At 34.8% G+C, this 17,018-nt stretch carries 18 protein-coding genes; 6 read left to right on the top strand and 12 right to left on the bottom strand.

The window, feature by feature from the left end; all coding sequences use genetic code 11:
- Nucleotides 1-334: 334 nt before the first annotated feature.
- The 7 genes from LNP23_RS02700 to LNP23_RS02730 form a co-directional block, all read right to left on the bottom strand.
- A complete protein-coding gene (locus tag LNP23_RS02700; RefSeq protein WP_230003595.1) occupies nucleotides 335-1,501 on the bottom strand; it encodes a DUF1501 domain-containing protein in 1,167 nt (388 codons plus the stop codon).
- An 11-nt stretch (nucleotides 1,502-1,512) separates the two neighbouring features.
- Nucleotides 1,513-2,910: a DUF1800 domain-containing protein gene (locus LNP23_RS02705; RefSeq protein WP_230003597.1), complete on the bottom strand. Its 1,398-nt coding sequence runs from the start codon at nucleotides 2,908-2,910 to the stop codon at nucleotides 1,513-1,515.
- Between the two features lie 168 nt (nucleotides 2,911-3,078).
- The gene (locus LNP23_RS02710; protein ID WP_230003599.1) at nucleotides 3,079-3,348 is read right to left on the bottom strand and encodes a hypothetical protein; all 270 of its coding nucleotides are present in this window, start codon (nucleotides 3,346-3,348) and stop codon (nucleotides 3,079-3,081) included.
- Nucleotides 3,349-3,355: 7 nt separating this feature from the next.
- Nucleotides 3,356-3,583 carry a hypothetical protein gene (locus LNP23_RS02715; protein ID WP_230003601.1) on the bottom strand — a complete coding sequence of 76 codons (228 nt, stop codon included), beginning with the start codon at nucleotides 3,581-3,583 and terminating at the stop codon, nucleotides 3,356-3,358.
- A gap of 105 nt (nucleotides 3,584-3,688) precedes the next feature.
- Nucleotides 3,689-6,109 carry a ribonucleoside-diphosphate reductase subunit alpha gene (locus tag LNP23_RS02720; protein WP_047778982.1) on the bottom strand — a complete coding sequence of 807 codons (2,421 nt, stop codon included), beginning with the start codon at nucleotides 6,107-6,109 and terminating at the stop codon, nucleotides 3,689-3,691.
- Between the two features lie 263 nt (nucleotides 6,110-6,372).
- Nucleotides 6,373-7,362 (bottom strand): ribonucleotide-diphosphate reductase subunit beta, encoded by a 990-nt coding sequence (locus LNP23_RS02725; RefSeq protein WP_047778999.1) that lies wholly within the window; start codon nucleotides 7,360-7,362, stop codon nucleotides 6,373-6,375.
- Between the two features lie 336 nt (nucleotides 7,363-7,698).
- On the bottom strand, nucleotides 7,699-8,268 hold the full coding sequence (locus LNP23_RS02730; RefSeq protein ID WP_047778983.1) for a DUF3109 family protein: 570 nt from the start codon (nucleotides 8,266-8,268) through the stop codon (nucleotides 7,699-7,701).
- 258 nt (nucleotides 8,269-8,526) lie between these two features.
- Here LNP23_RS02730 and LNP23_RS02735 point away from each other — a divergent pair, with 258 nt between their 5' ends.
- The 3 genes from LNP23_RS02735 (at nucleotide 8,527) to LNP23_RS02745 (ending at nucleotide 10,020) form a co-directional block, all read left to right on the top strand.
- Nucleotides 8,527-9,105: a MarC family protein gene (locus tag LNP23_RS02735; RefSeq protein WP_047778984.1), complete on the top strand. Its 579-nt coding sequence runs from the start codon at nucleotides 8,527-8,529 to the stop codon at nucleotides 9,103-9,105.
- Nucleotides 9,106-9,209: 104 nt separating this feature from the next.
- Nucleotides 9,210-9,410: a hypothetical protein gene (locus tag LNP23_RS02740; RefSeq protein ID WP_047778985.1), complete on the top strand. Its 201-nt coding sequence runs from the start codon at nucleotides 9,210-9,212 to the stop codon at nucleotides 9,408-9,410.
- 4 nt (nucleotides 9,411-9,414) lie between these two features.
- On the top strand, nucleotides 9,415-10,020 hold the full coding sequence (locus LNP23_RS02745; RefSeq protein WP_230005129.1) for an FAD-dependent oxidoreductase: 606 nt from the start codon (nucleotides 9,415-9,417) through the stop codon (nucleotides 10,018-10,020).
- Between the two features lie 256 nt (nucleotides 10,021-10,276).
- Here the strand turns inward: LNP23_RS02745 and LNP23_RS02750 are convergent, their stop codons facing one another.
- From LNP23_RS02750 to LNP23_RS02765, 4 genes are read right to left on the bottom strand one after another with little or no spacing between them, the layout of a single operon-like run.
- Nucleotides 10,277-10,642 (bottom strand): nuclear transport factor 2 family protein, encoded by a 366-nt coding sequence (locus LNP23_RS02750; protein WP_230003603.1) that lies wholly within the window; start codon nucleotides 10,640-10,642, stop codon nucleotides 10,277-10,279.
- A gap of 16 nt (nucleotides 10,643-10,658) precedes the next feature.
- Nucleotides 10,659-12,236: a S41 family peptidase gene (locus LNP23_RS02755; protein ID WP_230003605.1), complete on the bottom strand. Its 1,578-nt coding sequence runs from the start codon at nucleotides 12,234-12,236 to the stop codon at nucleotides 10,659-10,661.
- Complete coding sequence (locus LNP23_RS02760) at nucleotides 12,237-12,668, bottom strand: deoxycytidylate deaminase (RefSeq protein ID WP_047778989.1); 432 nt, start codon at nucleotides 12,666-12,668, stop codon at nucleotides 12,237-12,239.
- A gap of 5 nt (nucleotides 12,669-12,673) precedes the next feature.
- Entirely contained in the window at nucleotides 12,674-13,267 is a 594-nt protein-coding gene (locus LNP23_RS02765; protein WP_047778990.1) for a HupE/UreJ family protein, read from the bottom strand.
- 171 nt (nucleotides 13,268-13,438) lie between these two features.
- Here LNP23_RS02765 and LNP23_RS02770 point away from each other — a divergent pair, with 171 nt between their 5' ends.
- Nucleotides 13,439-13,870 (top strand): TerB family tellurite resistance protein, encoded by a 432-nt coding sequence (locus LNP23_RS02770; RefSeq protein ID WP_047778991.1) that lies wholly within the window; start codon nucleotides 13,439-13,441, stop codon nucleotides 13,868-13,870.
- A gap of 105 nt (nucleotides 13,871-13,975) precedes the next feature.
- Here the strand turns inward: LNP23_RS02770 and fbp are convergent, their stop codons facing one another.
- Entirely contained in the window at nucleotides 13,976-14,983 is a 1,008-nt protein-coding gene (fbp, locus tag LNP23_RS02775; protein ID WP_047778992.1) for a class 1 fructose-bisphosphatase, read from the bottom strand.
- Between the two features lie 171 nt (nucleotides 14,984-15,154).
- Here fbp and LNP23_RS02780 point away from each other — a divergent pair, with 171 nt between their 5' ends.
- Entirely contained in the window at nucleotides 15,155-15,628 is a 474-nt protein-coding gene (locus tag LNP23_RS02780; RefSeq protein WP_047778993.1) for a GNAT family N-acetyltransferase, read from the top strand.
- Between the two features lie 66 nt (nucleotides 15,629-15,694).
- On the top strand, nucleotides 15,695-16,954 hold the full coding sequence (locus LNP23_RS02785; protein WP_047778994.1) for an aspartate kinase: 1,260 nt from the start codon (nucleotides 15,695-15,697) through the stop codon (nucleotides 16,952-16,954).
- The last annotated feature ends 64 nt before the right edge of the window (nucleotides 16,955-17,018 follow it).

Raw genomic sequence — 17,018 nt, forward strand, 5'->3', positions numbered from 1 at the left:
TCCTTAACAAAATTACCCTCTTTTGTACGATAATGTAAAAAATAAGTCTTAAAATGAGATATAGTTAATTGGTTTTGAGGAAGATTCTGAGTTGCTGAGTTGCTGAGACGCTAAGATTTTACCTAGATTCTGAGATTAAAAGTATCTAAGTCGGTACGCTTTCTACTTCTTATGTCATTTCTCGACTTCGCTCGAAACGACAAAAGGTGCTCCGTTTCTATTTTTCGCAATTTTGTCATACTAAGGAACGAAGTATCTTCACGAGATAATCCATCCGCTTTGGTCATCAAATAAGTTGTATTTAAAAACAAGTGAACGGTGTCATTTCCCCACCTCAAAACAACCCAACAACAGGCTGATTCTTTATTCCGATTTTAGAATAATCAAAACCCATCTTTTGCTGTAATAAAGAAGCATAAACACTTCTAAAATCAATCTTGTGTTTTAAATCCCCATTATCGAGATTAGACAAATCCGGATTATCTCCTAAAACGGTTGCTTTATTATTTCCTCCAATAATAAACATTGGCGCCGCAGTTCCGTGATCTGTACCATTTCCGTTGTCTTTTACTCTTCTTCCGAATTCAGAAAAAACCACTACGGTAACATTCTGAAGCATTTCAGACTGTTTTAAATCCTGATAAAAACGAAACAACGCGTCATTCAACTCCGTTAGTTTTCTCTCGTGAATGGCGAGCTGATTATCATGTGTATCAAAACCGTTAAGGGACGTATAATATATTTTCGAATTCAAATTTCCTTTGATTAATCTCGCAATCCATTCTAAATTTTTCGCCAATCCGGTTTTAGGATAACTGATTTCCGTTTTAGATTTTGCTAATGCTTTCTGAATTTCATCAGAACCTTCGGTAACCGAATTGGCAATTTTACAAACAAAATCCAATTGTGGATTATCAGACAGTATTACATTTTCTTCTTTATCTGATTTTACTTTAAACCGATTCGGGTCTTTTACTGTAATGGAATTGGGTTCAATTCCTTTTAAAGCCAAATTATCAATAGCATCTAAATTGATTCCGGCTGTTGGCTCGTGTTCTTTGCATTGTAAATCTAAATATCGTCCCAACCAGCCTTCATTTACATACTTGTTAGAATCTGTTGCTGTCTGCCAAATTTCCTGACTTCTAAAATGGGAACGAATAGGTTCCGGATAACCTACATTCTGAATTACTGTTAAATCACCGTTTTGCTGCATCTGGGCAAAATCTTTTAATGCCGGATGAAATGCCATTCCCTTATTTTTGCCTACAACGACATCTTTGCTCAAAGCAATTTTGGTTCTGTAATCGTAATACAATGGATTATCGTAAGGAATAAAAGTATTCAACCCGTCGTTCCCTCCGTTTAACTGAACAAAGACCACACATTGCGCTCCAACAACCAAATTAGACTGCGCTCCATACGCATGTAAAAAATCAGGAAGCAAAAGCATTCCTCCCGTAAATGTTCCTGTTATCGATAAAAAATTTCTCCTATTCATAGCTAAGACTTCTAGATTAGTTGATATTCCGGCAATTTTGTTATATAATTGAACAATCGGATCACTGCAAAATTGGCGTGTGACTCTTTTGGATCAAAATCATATTTGAGCAAATTCTCCATGTCTTTTTGCACCCCTTCATTTACGGTAAACAATAATCTGTCAGACAATTCAGAAATGATTGTTTTATTATTTCCATTGGAATCAAAATCAATTTTCACATTGATTTTATCGAATCCTATATTGGTTTTATCCCCTGTATTGATGATCGTATTTAACGTCTTTCTGGAGACACTTCTACCACTGCAAAGTAAATCTGATGTAGTATTGCGTTGTAAATATATTTGAGAAGTCAGCCATGAATTTCCTCCGTCCCAACCTTTTACATTAACCTGATTGTATAAATCCATTCCTTGTTGCCTCAGAAAAAGAGCAATCATAGCATTATCAAAATCTTTAACTTCCAACTCCTCAATCAGCTGCAAAATATAAACTAAGGGGTTTTTGATTTTAGTACCCGGATTTTCTTTGGCATATTCTTCGATAAAAATCTTAGTCAACAAAGGTTCGATTTCGAAATTCTTCTTTCGAAAATAATCTCCATAATAAACCACCAATTCTTCTGACGGATTATCATAAACAAACCATTTCAAAATTTTTCTGGTAATTAGATAAGGAATGCTTTTTTGCTCAAAAATGATATCAACCAGATCATCTGCTTTCCAATTCCCTGTTTTACCGAAATAGGTTTTCTCGGTATTATCTTCAATAAATTTTCTGTAAACCGCACCGTCTTCACCAAGATTTAATCCGGCCAGAGCACGAGCACCGTTTTTAATATCACTTTCTGTGTAATTTCCAATTCCGATAGTGAATAATTCTAATAATTCCCGGCTCAGATTTTCGTTAATCTTATCCTTTTTGTTGTCTACATTATCCAGGTATTTGACCATCGCATTTGACTTCACGATTTTCTTGGTAAGTTCTTTGAAGTTTCCAAAAGCATTTTCACGCAAAATCATGTTGTGCTGGTAAATCCAATAATTGACTTTTACTTTTTGTGAAGTGGATACAAAATGATTGTGCCAGAAACAAACCATATTTTCCCGAAGCGGATATTCTTCTGTTCGCATTTTGTCAATCCACCATCTTCGCAGTTCGATTCCGGAATAGATTGCTTTTTTCAGCATCTTCTTTTTTTCTTCAGAATCAGCCTTTTTTATGGATTGTTTTAATTCTTTAAGTTCTGCAAGTGTTTTAGGATCATCTTCGAGAAATACCGGAAGCTGTTTATCAAACTTTGCTTCATAAGATTTCTTTAGAAATTTTTCTAATCCTAATTGCTCTATTTTGCTGGCTTCTTTTCCTGAAAAACCTAATCGTAACGACCAAATATTGCTTTTTTTCATAACAACAGGAATTATTTAGAAATAAGACTTTTGTTTTTGAAAAAGGTTTAATTTGAAGATTCTGAGATACTGAATTACTATGCTATATCTAAGTCAATGTAATTCCTGTTTCTTTTGTCAATTTAGATTTCCTTTCATTCTCCTCTTTTAAAGAAGAAAAAAGTATTCTTAATCAAACATAAGAAACTCGTCTATAAATTCTTTTTCCTGATTAATGTATAAAAAATACTTTCCAGCCTCTTTCTCATCCAAGAGAAGATTTAATCTAATTTTGATACATGGAGTCGGTATAAAATCATGATCTATTAAAACCGAAATAGATTCTGGAACAATCGTATTAAACTCTCCTTGCTCATACTCTTTAATATCTATTCTCTTTAAATATTCAATTGCCAGATTATAATATTCGTTTTTATTTTCAATAATAAGCTCATTCAAGTCCATTTTATTTTGGTACAATGTTACAATTAACTACAATTTTATTCGCTTCTTCCAAAAACGCTGTAGCCAGCTTTTCATCTTCGATCTCTAAAATCACACTACAATCATCCAAAAGCCGATCTGTATTTGTTTTTGAATTCATTAAAGAAATCCCAAGTTTCTCATTCTGTAATTTTGTCAAAGAAACTTTTTCCAACCCATCTCTCCAACCTTCCATTATCACTTTTATCATAAAATTATTGATATCAAAAAAGCAGCTATCATTACAATAACTGCTTTTCATTTTGTCTGATGACACTATATTAAAAATCTAAAATCTCAGATCTAAAATCTAAAATTAAGACCCACACATTTCGCAATCCTCAGGATCTGCTGCTTGTGCTTTAAGCAACATTGCTTTGTATTCTTCAACGCTAATAGGCTCTGTTTCCGAAGCTACAGTTACCGGTGCTGCTGTTGTAGACGCTGCTGGTGCTGTTTCTTCTTTTTTATCGTTGTTTAAGGTGAATTTAATCGCATCTACCGCAGATTTCGTTCTTAGGTAATACATTCCTGTTTTTAAACCTGATTGCCATGCGTAAAAGTGCATAGAAGTCAGTTTAGAAAAATTAGCATCCTGCATGAACAAGTTTAGCGATTGAGACTGGTCAATAAAGTACCCTCTCTGACGTGACATGTCTAAAATATCTTTCATAGACATTTCCCAAACTGTTTTATACAATTCTTTGATATCCGCCGGAATTCCGTCAATGTTTTGGATAGATCCATTGTGACGCATGATTTCCTGTTTCAACGTTTCATTCCAGATTCCCAGTTTTACTAAGTCTTCTAATAAATGTTTGTTTACCACGATAAACTCTCCTGAAAGTGTTCTTCTGGTGTAAATATTAGAAGTATAAGGCTCAAAAGCTTCGTTGTTTCCTAAGATCTGAGAAGTCGATGCGGTTGGCATTGGCGCTACTAATAAAGAGTTACGAACTCCATGTTCCATAACTTCTTTACGTAAAGAAGCCCAGTCCCAACGTCCTGACAATTCTTCGTCTTTCATTCCCCACAAATTGTATTGGAATTCTCCTTTAGAAATTGGAGATCCTTCAAATGTAGAGTACGGCCCTTCCACTTTTGCCAATTCCATAGAAGCGGTAACGGCAGCAAAGTATAAAGTTTCGAAAATTTCGTGATTCAGCTGTTTTGCTTCGTCACTTGTAAAAGGCATTCTTAACATGATAAAAGCATCAGCCAATCCTTGAACTCCCAAACCAATTGGTCTGTGACGTACATTAGAATTTTCTGCTTCTTTTACCGGATAGTAATTTCTGTCAATTACTTTATTTAAATTCAAAGTTACACGTTTGGTAACATCAAATAATTTATCGTGATCAAATTTGCCGTTTTCAACAAACATTGGCAATGAAATAGAAGCCAGGTTACAAACAGCAACTTCATCAGGAGAAGTGTACTCAATAATCTCCGTACATAAATTTGAAGAACGGATTGTTCCTAAATTCTTTTGATTCGATTTACGGTTAGCCGCATCTTTATACAACATGTACGGAAGTCCTGTTTCTACTTGAGACTCCAGGATTTTCTCCCAAATTTCTCTCGCTTTTACTGTTTTTCTTCCTTTTCCTTCTGCTTCATAACTTAAGTACAAAGCATCAAATTCTTCACTGTGTACTTCTGATAATCCAGGGCATTCGTTTGGACACATTAACGTCCACGTTGAATCTTCCTGAACTCTCTTCATGAATAAATCCGGAATCCACATTCCAAGGAATAAATCACGGGTTCTCATTTCTTCCTTACCGTGGTTTTTTCTTAAATCAAGGAAATCAAAAATGTCAGCATGCCAAGGTTCAATGTACATAGCAAAACTTCCTTTACGCTTTCCTCCACCTTGATCTACATAACGAGCTGTCATATCGTATACACGAAGCATTGGAACAATTCCGTTAGAAGTTCCATTAGTTCCGCTGATATAAGAACCTGTTGCTCTAACATTGTGAATCGCTAAACCAATTCCTCCTGCAGATTGCGAAATCTTAGCTGTTTGTTTCAAAGTATCGTAAATACCATCAATACTATCGTCTTTCATTGTCAATAAGAAACAAGAAGACATTTGAGGTTTTGGCGTTCCTGAATTAAACAAAGTTGGTGTAGCGTGCGTAAAGAATTTCTTAGACATCAACTCATATGTTTCAATCGCAGAAGCAATATCGTCTTTATGAATTCCGATAGAAACACGCATCAACATATGTTGTGGTCGCTCTACAATTTTACCGTTTATTTTTAATAGATAAGAACGCTCTAGTGTTTTAAATCCAAAATAATCGTAATTAAAATCACGGTTATAAATTATAGTTGAATCCAGAACCTGAGAATTATTCTTAATTACTTCGAAAACATCGTCTGCCAATAAAGGAGCTTCTTTTCCTGTTCTTGGATTAACGTAATGATACATATCCGACATCGTTTCTGAAAACGATTTTGTCGTATTAGAATGTAAATTAGAAACTGCGATTCGAGCTGCTAATTGCGCATAATCGGGATGTGTAATCGTCATAGAAGCAGCTGTTTCAGCAGCAAGATTATCCAATTCCGAAGTAGAAACACCATCATACAATCCTTCAATAACACGCATGGCTACTTTTACAGGATCTACAAGTTCATTCAAACCGTAACACAATTTTTTGATTCTGTCTGTAATTTTATCAAACATTACCGGCTCTTTACGTCCATCTCTTTTTATTACATACATAAGCTTACTTTTTTATTGTTATTGAAAAAATGAAAGACATTGGAATAACGAATTCCAATACTTAAACATTGTGTGTTTTATTATTTTATTTTGAGAATTACAGGATTCTCAATAGTTAGCTGATTCCAATTTGAAAAACAAATTGAAATTGAGTTAAAATAATTGAATCCTCGATTTGGAAAAGGAGTTCAATCTTAAAAATACGTTATAAAAATTTCATCATTTTTAGTGTGTTGGGGTGCCACTAAAATTATTCTTGTTGTTTAAAAATCTGCATCAAAGCTAATTTTCTGAGAATCACTATCTCCGCCTGAACCACTATTCATAACTCCGGCTTTTTGATATTCTGAAACCCTTTTTTCGAAGAAATTGGTTTTACCTTGTAAAGAGATCATGTCCATGAAGTCAAATGGATTTGCAGATCCATAAACTCTTTCACAACCTAACTCTACAAGTAGTCTGTCTGCAACAAATTCCAAATATTGTGTCATTAAAGTAGCGTTCATACCGATCAAACTTACCGGAAGAGATTCTGTAACAAACTCTCTTTCGATACTTAAGGCATCTACTATAATTTCTTTAATTCTGTCTTTTGGAACTTTGTTTATCAAATGGTGATTGTGCAAATGCACTGCAAAATCACAATGTACACCTTCGTCACGAGAGATTAGTTCGTTAGAAAATGTTAAACCTGGCATTAATCCACGTTTTTTCAACCAGAAAATAGAGCAAAAAGCACCTGAGAAAAATATTCCTTCAACAGCTGCAAAAGCAATAAGTCTTTCTGCAAACGAATCCGATTCGATCCATTTCAAAGCCCACTCTGCTTTTTTAGCAATAGCAGGGAAAACTTCTAAGGCATTAAACAACTCCGCTTTTTCTGCTTCGTCTTTTACATAAGTATCAATTAGAAGAGAATAGGTTTCGCTGTGAATGTTTTCCATCATGATTTGAAAACCATAAAAGAATTTAGCTTCAGCATATTGTACTTCGTTTACAAAATTCTCTGCAAGGTTTTCGTTTACAATTCCGTCAGAAGCAGCAAAAAAGGCTAAAATGTGTTTTACAAAATAACGTTCCTCATCTGACAATTTATTATTCCAGTCATTTAAATCCTGATGTAAATCGATTTCTTCTGCCGTCCAAAAACTAGCTTCCATCTTCTTATACCAATCCCAAATATCGTGGTGTTTGATAGGAAAAATTACGAAACGATTTTTATTTTCTTGCAATATTGGCTCGACTTGTGACATGGCTTTTATGTTTAATTTCTGCACTCTTTTTTTACTTATTCAGTAGAGTACAAAGATTGTCATTTGTAGCCAAAAATAAAAGCCAAACTTATTCACAATCGGGCGTAGTTTTTAACAACAGTCAAAAAGTAGGATATTTTTCATACAAGTGTTAAAATATTGTAAATGAGTATTTTAAAACCCATATCAAGAGCCCGCACGCCCATAAAACATAGACTTTTAATTTAAAAAAACAAGGAAATTAGGATTGTTTTTTAAACTTTTTTCAATCGTTACTTTTGCTTTTTTCGATCCATTTAGAAGCATTTCTCAGCAATAGTAAAGGCTGCCGAATTTTTATGAATTTTTAAGCTCTTGTGCTACTTTTTCAAGTTCCATATACCAGTCTTCTCCAAAGCGACGAATCAAGGCTTCTTTGACAAATTTATAAACCGGAACTTCTAACTCTTTACCCAAAGAACAGGCATCGTCACAAATTTCCCATTTATCATAATTAACTGCTGCAAACTCTGTAAAATCTTTTACACGAATTGGATATAAATGGCAAGAAACCGGTTTTTTCCAATCTACGATTCCTTGATTATAAGCTTGCTCGATTCCGCAAAGAGCGGTTTTTCCGTCAAAAATAACGTAAGCACAATCTTTATTGTCGATTAATGGTGTTTCAAGATCACCATCAGTTCCTTTTACCCAGGTTCCCTGCGCTTCAATGGCTGCAATCCCTTCTTTTCTCAAAAAAGGTTTTACCTTATCGTAAATATCTTCTAAAATTTTTGTCTCTGCTTCACTTAAAGGTGCCCCCGCATCTCCATCGACACAACACGCCCCTTTGCAAGCTGACAAGTTGCACACAAATTCTTTTTCAAGAATATCTTCTGAAATAATGGTTTTTCCTAATTGAAACATGATACTAAAAATACTGAATTTATAAAGTGCAAAGATAGTCAAACTATCTTGATGTCTGTGCGATAAATCCAAAGCAAAAATAATCCCTGCATTTCACCTACAAATCAACAAAACAAATCGTGAAATGTTATAAATATCACTTTTTTAATCTAAAAAACATGTTTTTATAACAAAAATACAGGATTAGATTTTAAACAATAAAAGCCCTAACTTTATTATTTACATTTGCACCACATTTAACCTCTAAACAAATAAGGCATGTTAGAAATTGATTTTAAGGAAATTATCACTGTTGGAATGGTACTTTTTGCAGTAATTGATATCGTGGGATCTATTCCGATCATTGTAAATTTAAGAGCAAAGGTTGGCCACATCGAATCTGAAAAAGCTTCTCTTGTTGCCGGAATCATCATGATTGTTTTCCTTTTCGTCGGAGAAGGCTTCCTTAACATTATAGGTATTGATGTGCATTCTTTTGCCGTTGCAGGTTCGTTTGTCTTATTCTTTCTTGCCTTAGAGATGATTTTAGGAATCCGTATTTATCGTGACGAAGAACCGGGATCAGCTTCTATTGTTCCTTTGGCTTTTCCACTGATTGCAGGAGCCGGAACGATGACGACTTTACTTTCTTTACGCTCACAATTTCACACCATCAACATTATTATAGCCATTGTACTGAATATCATCTTAGTATATATTGTTTTGAAATCATCTAAAAAAATCGAAACTTTATTAGGAGAAAATGGACTTGGAGTGGTTCGCAAGACATTTGGAGTGATCCTTTTAGCTATTGCTGTTAAATTATTCGCCGCTAATGTTAAAGGTTTGTTCGTCTAACAGATATTTTTATAAATTTACCCCATAAAATTTAAAACAAGTGGTTTTACAGCATGCATTGCAGTAAAATTTCATTTTGTTATTTTAGACAAACAAACAGCCATATGAAAATTTTCACTTCAATCTTAGTGCTTTTAGCATTAGCTTTAATTGTTTTTAATATTACGTTATTGGACTTTAAGAATCCTTTTCAAGGAGACAGTGCGGTAGCTTTTATTGGAATCGCAGCTTCATTTTGCGCCGTTTTGATTCTTTTGATTTTTAGAATTTCCAAAAAAATCGAAGAAAAAACAAATGGCAGATAGTAATATGTTTGACACTTTAATTATCGGCGGAGGCGTTTCAGGTATCTCTTGCGCTCTCGTTTTAGGATCAGCTAAAAACAAAGCTTTTGTTACCGATAAAAAAATAGGGATTTTCACACATCAAAAAAATTCTTCTTTACAGGAGGCTATCTTCTATAATGCTTACGGTATATCTCCTGGTAAACTAGGTTCAGAATTACTTTTTGAAAGCACACAGGACTTAGCTCAAAGCTACCCACACATTACACAGATTCCAAACGAAAAAGTAATCAAAGTTGAAGGAGCTTATCCTGAATTTACGGTTACAACAAATAAAAGCACGTACCAAACCAAAAGCATTGTTATTGGAATTGGTTCTGCCAATACTTTTGACATTGAAGGTTTACTGCAGTACATTGAACCTCACAAAAAAGCACTTCCTGAGAAACAACGCATTCAGCTTAAAAATGACGATCATAAAGTAACAGATGGTATTTATGTGATCGGAACTTTAGCAGGCTGGAGAAGTCAATTGGCAATAGCAGCCGGAAGTGGCGCCGCCGTTGCTACAGATATTCTTACTTTATGGAATAATGGTGTGCAGACTCATGCACATGATAGTATTCGATAGAGATACAACTTTCTTATGCTTAACCGCAAGGGTCGCGGTGATTTACGCAAGGTTCGCAAAGGTTTTTTATGCACGCTGATTCTACAGATTTAGCAGATTTACTTGTTTCAGAATAATCGAAACGCTGCCTTTTTTGCTTTCTTCTCTTAAAAAAATAATCCGCTAAATCTGCAAAATTTGCGAGAAAAACCTAATCACAAGTTTTTAAGATTTATTTCCCTAAGAATAAAGCGCTACAAAAATCCTTATTCAGAGCTTACTTTAGTTCTGTACAGCTACCGGCAATTACTTTTAAACCTTCTTCGAATTGTTTCCAAACCCGAATGTATCGAAAAACACCATCAAAAGGCTGATTATTGTAGGCTCCTTTAAGCAAAACGGAAACACTGACAACAGCTGTATCTTCAATAACATTAATCAGTTGATCCGACGCTTCAATAACCTCAATTTTCATTAAACCGGAACGATACGAATTCAAATCAAACTCTTTAGTGATCGTCTGTCCGCCAGGTAAATTAAAAAGCAAGTCATCATGCAACATTCTTTCTAAAGCAGATACATCTGCATTTTTAACCGCCAATAAAAGTTCAATCTCTGCATTTACAACATTGCTATCTTCCATAAAAAAAGAGTTTAAGTTACTTTTTTGAGTTCAAAACTGCTTTGACCATGGCATCATCTTTTAGAATCACATTATAATAATACAATTCACCGTACAATTGACGGGCAAACTCCGCCGTGATATAACGATTTACCAATGCCTTGGTTTTATCTAATTTCAGATCTAAACCTGTGGCCAGAATGTAATTTTTAAATTTTTTAAAATACACATCTGAGTCTTTCATTTTTACCAAAAACTCATTAAAATGAAGTCCAGCAAAAGTATTTCTGTTTTTATCAAGTTCCTCAAAAACAAAATGCCCTACGATTCCGGTTTGAAGCAGATAAGCTACGTTTTCATTTCCGTGCTCTGCTTCCATCGGTACAAAAACATCCGGAACGATTCCGCCACCACCGTATACAATTTTTCCTTTTGGCGTTTTAAATTTTAAGGTATCGGCTATTTTTATGCTGTCTTTCGCATAAAGTTCACCTGATTTAATACGATCTTCGGACTCCTTGTAATATTCTTCATTTCCTTTTTTATAAGGCTTCTGAATCGATCTTCCGGTTGGTGTATAATATCTCGCTACCGTCAACCTTACGGCTGATCCGTCGTTGAAATCCATTTCGCGTTGCACCAATCCTTTTCCGAAAGAACGACGACCTACAATAGTTCCACGATCATTGTCCTGAAGTGCTCCGGCCAGAATTTCACTTGCTGACGCACTGTTTTCGTTAATCAGAACGTACACTTTACCGTTTTCAAAACTTCCTCCTTTATTGGCGAATGTTTTTTCGGTAGATCCATTTTTGCTTTTGGTAAAAACAATCAGTTGTTTGTCTTTTAAAAACTCATCACCAATAGCCACGGCTTCTTCCATATAACCGCCTCCATTATCACGAAGATCAATTATCAGGGATTGGATTCCTTTTTGCTGTAAACGGGTTAAACCTGTTTTGAATTCTTTATAAGTTGTTTCCGCAAAACGGTTAATTTTTATATAACCCGTACTTTTATCAAGCAATATAGAGGCATCGACACTTTTTATTGGAATGATATCTCTTTTAATTTTAAACTTAAGTTTCTTTTGCTCCGATTTTCTAAAAACGGTCAATTCAATTTCAGAACCTTTTATTCCTTTTAGTTTCGAAAACAAACTGTCAGAAGGTAGTCTTCTGCCAAATAATTTCGTTTTACCGGCAAATAAAATCCGGTCGCCCGATTTTAATCCGGCTTTTGCTGAAGGTCCGTTCTCAACAGGTCTGATGATCGCAACGGAATCTTTGTACATATAAAAATTAATTCCGATACCCACAAAATCACCTTTCATGCTTTCAGCCACTTCTGCTTGTTCTGTTGGCGGAATGTAAACGGAATGCGGATCTAATTTTGAAAGGATATTATCGACCGTCAAGTTTACGATCGAGTCGGTATTCACACTGTCAACATACTCATTATTGATAAAATCAATAAGTTTGTTGAGTTTTGTTTTGGAGTAATTTCTAGCCAACAGCTGATCCTCTACGGGAGCATTCATCAGGCTTCCTAGAACTATGCCAAGAGCAAAAACAGCTCCTACAACAATGGGTAAGTATTTTGAATTAAATTTCATCTATTCTTCTAAAACGGGAATATGTAATACTTCTACACCTGCTTTTATTAAAAATTGAATTCCGGAATCGTCACGGTAACCATTCTGATAAACTACTCTTTTGATTCCGGACTGATGGATTAATTTACTGCATTCTTTACAAGGAGACAACGTGATATACAAGGTTGCTCCTTCGCAAGATTGTGTTGATCTGGCTACTTTCAGAATGGCATTGGCCTCAGCATGTAAAACATCCCAGCGCGTCAAACCTTCTTCATCTTCGCAGCAATTTTCAAATCCCGATGGTGTTCCGTTGTAACCATCAGAAATAATCATCCGGTCTTTTACGATAATAGCTCCTACCTGCTTGCGTTTACAATAAGAGAGCAAACTCCATTCTTTGGCAATTCGCAAATACGCTTTATCGTATTTATTTATTTTTTTTAATTCCATTTATTTTATCTGTTCCAAATAGGGCTTTCAATAATCATGGGAATGACAACTCCCACAATAAAAGCCGACATTACCAGTGCCCAATCGCGTTTTGAAAAACGAAAAACAGTCTGCACTATATAAGACAGTATCAAAACCACAAAAACGACAACTAACTGTGCTACTTCAATTCCTAAAGCAAACTCTCCCAAAGGTAGTAATTTTGAAGTTGCCGAACCACCTAATATCGTCTTGAAATAATTCGAAAATCCAAGTCCGTGTATAATTCCAAAAAACAAGGTCACAAAAAACAATAAATTCACACCATCATTCTTGGATGTCTTTCCTGCCGTGAACAAATGATACAAAGCGGTTATTAAAATCGTAATCGGAATCAAAAATTCAACAAGATCTACTTTTACCGTAATAATGCCAAAAACAGAAAGCACTAACGCCACTGTATGACCAATTGTAAAAACAGAAACTAAAAGCAAAATACGTTTCCAATCCTTGAAGGCATAAGGAACTGTTAATGCAATTAAAAAAAGAACGTGATCATAGGCGTGTATATCTAAAACATGCTTTAATCCTATTTGAAAATAAATCCAAAACTGTGACATAAAAATTCTACTATTATTGATTAAGGGTCTGTAAACTTACGATTAATTTTGAAAACTAAAAGAGCGGCCACAGTAAAACAACTTATAAAAATTATGCTTAATTTTATGAGAAATTTAAAATTGTTAAATTAAAATAAGATTTATCTTTGTTTTATAAAAAACCGATTAATTATGCCATTTTCAGAATTATTTGATAACGAATTCAAACAAAGAAACAGAGGCCATTTCTCTGCAATTGTTCGTGTAGCTTTTGCTGACGGAAAAATTAATGACGAAGAGCAAGCCTTTTTGGACAAACTAGCTTCAAGATTAGAAATCTCGGAAGAAGAATACAAGGAAATCCTTAGTGAGCCTTGGAAACATCCAATAAACCCTCCTTACTTACACATACAACGTATAGAGCGTTTGTATGACTTAGCACGTATGGTACATATCGACCACCATTTGGGAGATCAACAAGAAATTATGTTAAGACGTATGGGGTTAGCTTTAGGTTTTACTCCGGGTAATGTGGATTATATTGTTTCTAAAGCACTAAGCTTGGTAGATAAAAAAGTAGATTTAGATACTTTTTCATTCGAAATGGAGAATATGAACAAATAGAAAGTTTGCAGTATTCAGTTGCAGTAATCAGTTACTGAGACTGGATACTGAAACTAAAAAACAAAACCCGACAGTTTTAAAATCTGTCGGGTTTTATTTTTTTTATTATTGAGCTTCGGCCATAAATGCTTCGGCTTTTTCTACCATATTATAACTTCCGCAGAAGAACGGTACTCTTTGATGCAATTCAGTCGGTTGGATTTCCATGATTCTTCCAAAACCATCTGTTGCTTTTCCGCCTGCTTGCTCTGCAATAAAGGCCATTGGATTACATTCATACAGCAAACGCAATTTCCCTTTTGGTGCTTTTGAGCTTGTTGGATACAAATAAATTCCGCCTTTAATCATATTTCTATGAAAATCAGAAACTAGACTTCCAATATATCTTGAAGTATACGGTCTGTCCTCTTCTTCTCTCTGGCAATATTTTATGTAGTTTTTTACTCCTTGTGGAAAATGCACATAATTCCCTTCGTTTACCGAATAAATATGCCCGTCAACCGGAAATTTCATATTAGGATGTGAAAGATAAAACGTTCCGATAGCCGGATTTAAAGTAAAACCATTTACACCATGACCTGTGGTATACACCAACATTGTCGAGGTTCCATAAATGACATAACCCGCCGCAACCTGATTAACTCCCGGCTGTAAAAAATCCTCGCTAGTAACCGGAGTTCCAATTGGTGTAACTCTTCTGAAAACCGAAAAGATAGTTCCTACTGAAACATTCACATCGATATTTGAAGATCCATCTAAAGGATCCATTAAAACCACATACTTATTATTATGGGCGTTATCGCTACCCTGAACAGTAATAAAATCATCGTTTTCTTCAGAAGCAATACCACAGACAATCTCACGGTTAATTAACGTCTGGATAAATACTTCGTTTGCATAAACATCTAATTTCTGCTGATCTTCTCCCTGAACATTTTGCTCGCCGGCAGCGCCAACGATGTCCACTAATCCTGCTTTGTTTACTTTATAGTTCACGACTTTCGCCGCCAAACGTATAGAGTTGATAATCCGGGATAACTCCCCTGACGAGTATTGAAATGCTTTTTGATTCTCAATAATAAACTCTCCCAGTGTTTTATTGCGTTCTTCCATTACTAAATCGTTGTAGTTTTATTTTTAAGTCACAAATATCGTTTTTTTTGTGAGAATGATTTAAAAATTATTTTGTTAGTTTGCTACTATTGTATATTTGCTAAACAAAAGCAAAAAGCAACCGATAAAAACATAATATTTTAGCTAATAATCGCTTAATAATAAGAATATATGAATATTAGAAAAGGGAATCCTGAAGACATGAAATCGGTTTTAGGACTAATACAGGAGTTGGCTGTATTCGAAAAAGAACCTGAAGCAGTCACCATAACGGAAGATGATTTAATACGTGATGGTTTTGGCACAAATCCTTTGTTCCATGTTTTTGTCGCAGAGGTCGAAAACGAGATTGTTGGAATTGCATTGTATTATTATCGTTACTCTACGTGGAAAGGTAAAACTATCCATCTGGAAGATCTGATTGTAAAGGACAAAATGCGCGGATCCGGTTTGGGATTTGCCCTTTATTCTGAAATTATGAGACAGGGAAAAAGAGATCAGGTAAGAAGAGTTGAATGGAATGTGCTGGATTGGAATACACCGGCGGTTAAATTCTACGAAAATTCAGGAGCAAAAATCCTTGACGGATGGCAGGTAGTTCAAATGGACGAAGACGGAATTAATTCGTTTTTAGAAAAATTATAAAAATAAAAATTATTAAATACCGTAGAGGCGCACGGCAGTGCATCTCCACAATACAAAATTAATATAATGAGAGTATTTAAATTTGGTGGAGCATCGGTAAAAGATGCGGAAGGAATAAAAAACGTATACGACGTTTTACAAAAAGTAGGCTATGAAGATGTGATTTTAATAGTTTCGGCTATGGGGAAAACCACAAATGCGCTTGAGGTGGTGATCAAGAATTATTTTGATAAATCTCAGGAGTTAAATTCATCTGTTCAGGAAATAAAGAAATACCACAATCAGATTTTATTAGATTTATTTGAAGATGAAAAAAATGCCGTTTTTACGGCTGTAAAAGAGCATTTTTCTGAATTAGAATTTTTCTTAACGCACAACAAATCACCTAACTATAATTTTGTTTACGATCAGATTGTAAGTTTTGGTGAACTGATTTCGACCACGATTCTAAGTCATTTCATGAATTTCATGGGCATCAAAACACAATGGCTTGATGTTCGTAATTTCATCAAAACCAATGCAAACTACAGAGATGCAGAAGTAGATTGGGAAGTTACACAACAAAACATCAGCAAAAATGTTCCGAGAAAAACATTAAACATCACTCAGGGATTTTTAGGTGCTGATGAAAATAACTTCACTACCACTTTAGGGCGTGAGGGTTCTGATTATACTGCCGGAATTTTTGCTTATTGCTTAAATGCTGAAAGTGTAACAATCTGGAAAGATGTTCCGGGAGTTATGAATGCCGATCCGCGTTATTTTGAAAATGCGAGTTTGTTAAACCAGATTTCGTATCGTGAAGCTATCGAATTGGCTTTTTACGGAGCAACGGTTATTCACCCGAAAACGCTGCAACCTTTACAGAAAAAAGAAATTCCGTTATACGTAAAATCGTTTATTAACCCCTTATTAAAAGGAACCTGTGTTTCTAAGGGCGTTGATTTAGAGCCACAATATCCTTGTTTTATCGTAAAAAGAGATCAACTTTTAATTTCGCTTTCTTCGATCGATTTCTCTTTTATTATGGAGGAAAATATCAGTGAAATTTTTGCTTTGTTTCATGAGTTTAAAATCAAAGTGAACTTAATTCAGAATTCAGCGATTAGCTTCTCGGTTTGTGTGGAAGATAAATTTGGGAATTTTAATGAATTGAATACGATACTGTCGAAAAAATTCAAAGTAGATTTTAGCGAAAATGTGACTTTATATACAATTCGTCACTTTACGGAACAAGCGGCGCAAACAGTTGAAGAAAACAAAGAAGTCTTACTGAAACAGGTAAGCCGTGAAACGATGCAAATCGTTACTAAAGAATCTAATTAGTTTTTTTAGGTTAAAAAATAATTTGCGAAAGAGAAGCCGTCTCAATACTAATTAGTGTTAAAAC

Origin of the sequence: Flavobacterium cupriresistens, assembly GCF_020911925.1 — a bacterium.
In the GTDB taxonomy this organism is placed as follows: Bacteria; Bacteroidota; Bacteroidia; order Flavobacteriales; family Flavobacteriaceae; genus Flavobacterium; species Flavobacterium cupriresistens.

Coding starts and splice junctions, on each gene's coding strand:
- LNP23_RS02725 (WP_047778999.1), bottom strand. CDS start 7,362: ATGTCACAAGTCGAGCCAATATTGCAAGAAAATAAAAATCGTTTCGTA.
- fbp (WP_047778992.1), bottom strand. CDS start 14,983: ATGGAAGAACGCAATAAAACACTGGGAGAGTTTATTATTGAGAATCAA.
- LNP23_RS02720 (WP_047778982.1), bottom strand. CDS start 6,109: ATGTATGTAATAAAAAGAGATGGACGTAAAGAGCCGGTAATGTTTGAT.
- LNP23_RS02730 (WP_047778983.1), bottom strand. CDS start 8,268: ATGTTTCAATTAGGAAAAACCATTATTTCAGAAGATATTCTTGAAAAA.
- LNP23_RS02770 (WP_047778991.1), top strand. CDS start 13,439: ATGCCATTTTCAGAATTATTTGATAACGAATTCAAACAAAGAAACAGA.
- LNP23_RS02735 (WP_047778984.1), top strand. CDS start 8,527: ATGTTAGAAATTGATTTTAAGGAAATTATCACTGTTGGAATGGTACTT.
- LNP23_RS02715 (WP_230003601.1), bottom strand. CDS start 3,583: ATGATAAAAGTGATAATGGAAGGTTGGAGAGATGGGTTGGAAAAAGTT.
- LNP23_RS02780 (WP_047778993.1), top strand. CDS start 15,155: ATGAATATTAGAAAAGGGAATCCTGAAGACATGAAATCGGTTTTAGGA.
- LNP23_RS02745 (WP_230005129.1), top strand. CDS start 9,415: ATGTTTGACACTTTAATTATCGGCGGAGGCGTTTCAGGTATCTCTTGC.
- LNP23_RS02755 (WP_230003605.1), bottom strand. CDS start 12,236: ATGAAATTTAATTCAAAATACTTACCCATTGTTGTAGGAGCTGTTTTT.
- LNP23_RS02760 (WP_047778989.1), bottom strand. CDS start 12,668: ATGGAATTAAAAAAAATAAATAAATACGATAAAGCGTATTTGCGAATT.
- LNP23_RS02740 (WP_047778985.1), top strand. CDS start 9,210: ATGAAAATTTTCACTTCAATCTTAGTGCTTTTAGCATTAGCTTTAATT.
- LNP23_RS02785 (WP_047778994.1), top strand. CDS start 15,695: ATGAGAGTATTTAAATTTGGTGGAGCATCGGTAAAAGATGCGGAAGGA.
- LNP23_RS02700 (WP_230003595.1), bottom strand. CDS start 1,501: ATGAATAGGAGAAATTTTTTATCGATAACAGGAACATTTACGGGAGGA.
- LNP23_RS02765 (WP_047778990.1), bottom strand. CDS start 13,267: ATGTCACAGTTTTGGATTTATTTTCAAATAGGATTAAAGCATGTTTTA.
- LNP23_RS02750 (WP_230003603.1), bottom strand. CDS start 10,642: ATGGAAGATAGCAATGTTGTAAATGCAGAGATTGAACTTTTATTGGCG.
- LNP23_RS02705 (WP_230003597.1), bottom strand. CDS start 2,910: ATGAAAAAAAGCAATATTTGGTCGTTACGATTAGGTTTTTCAGGAAAA.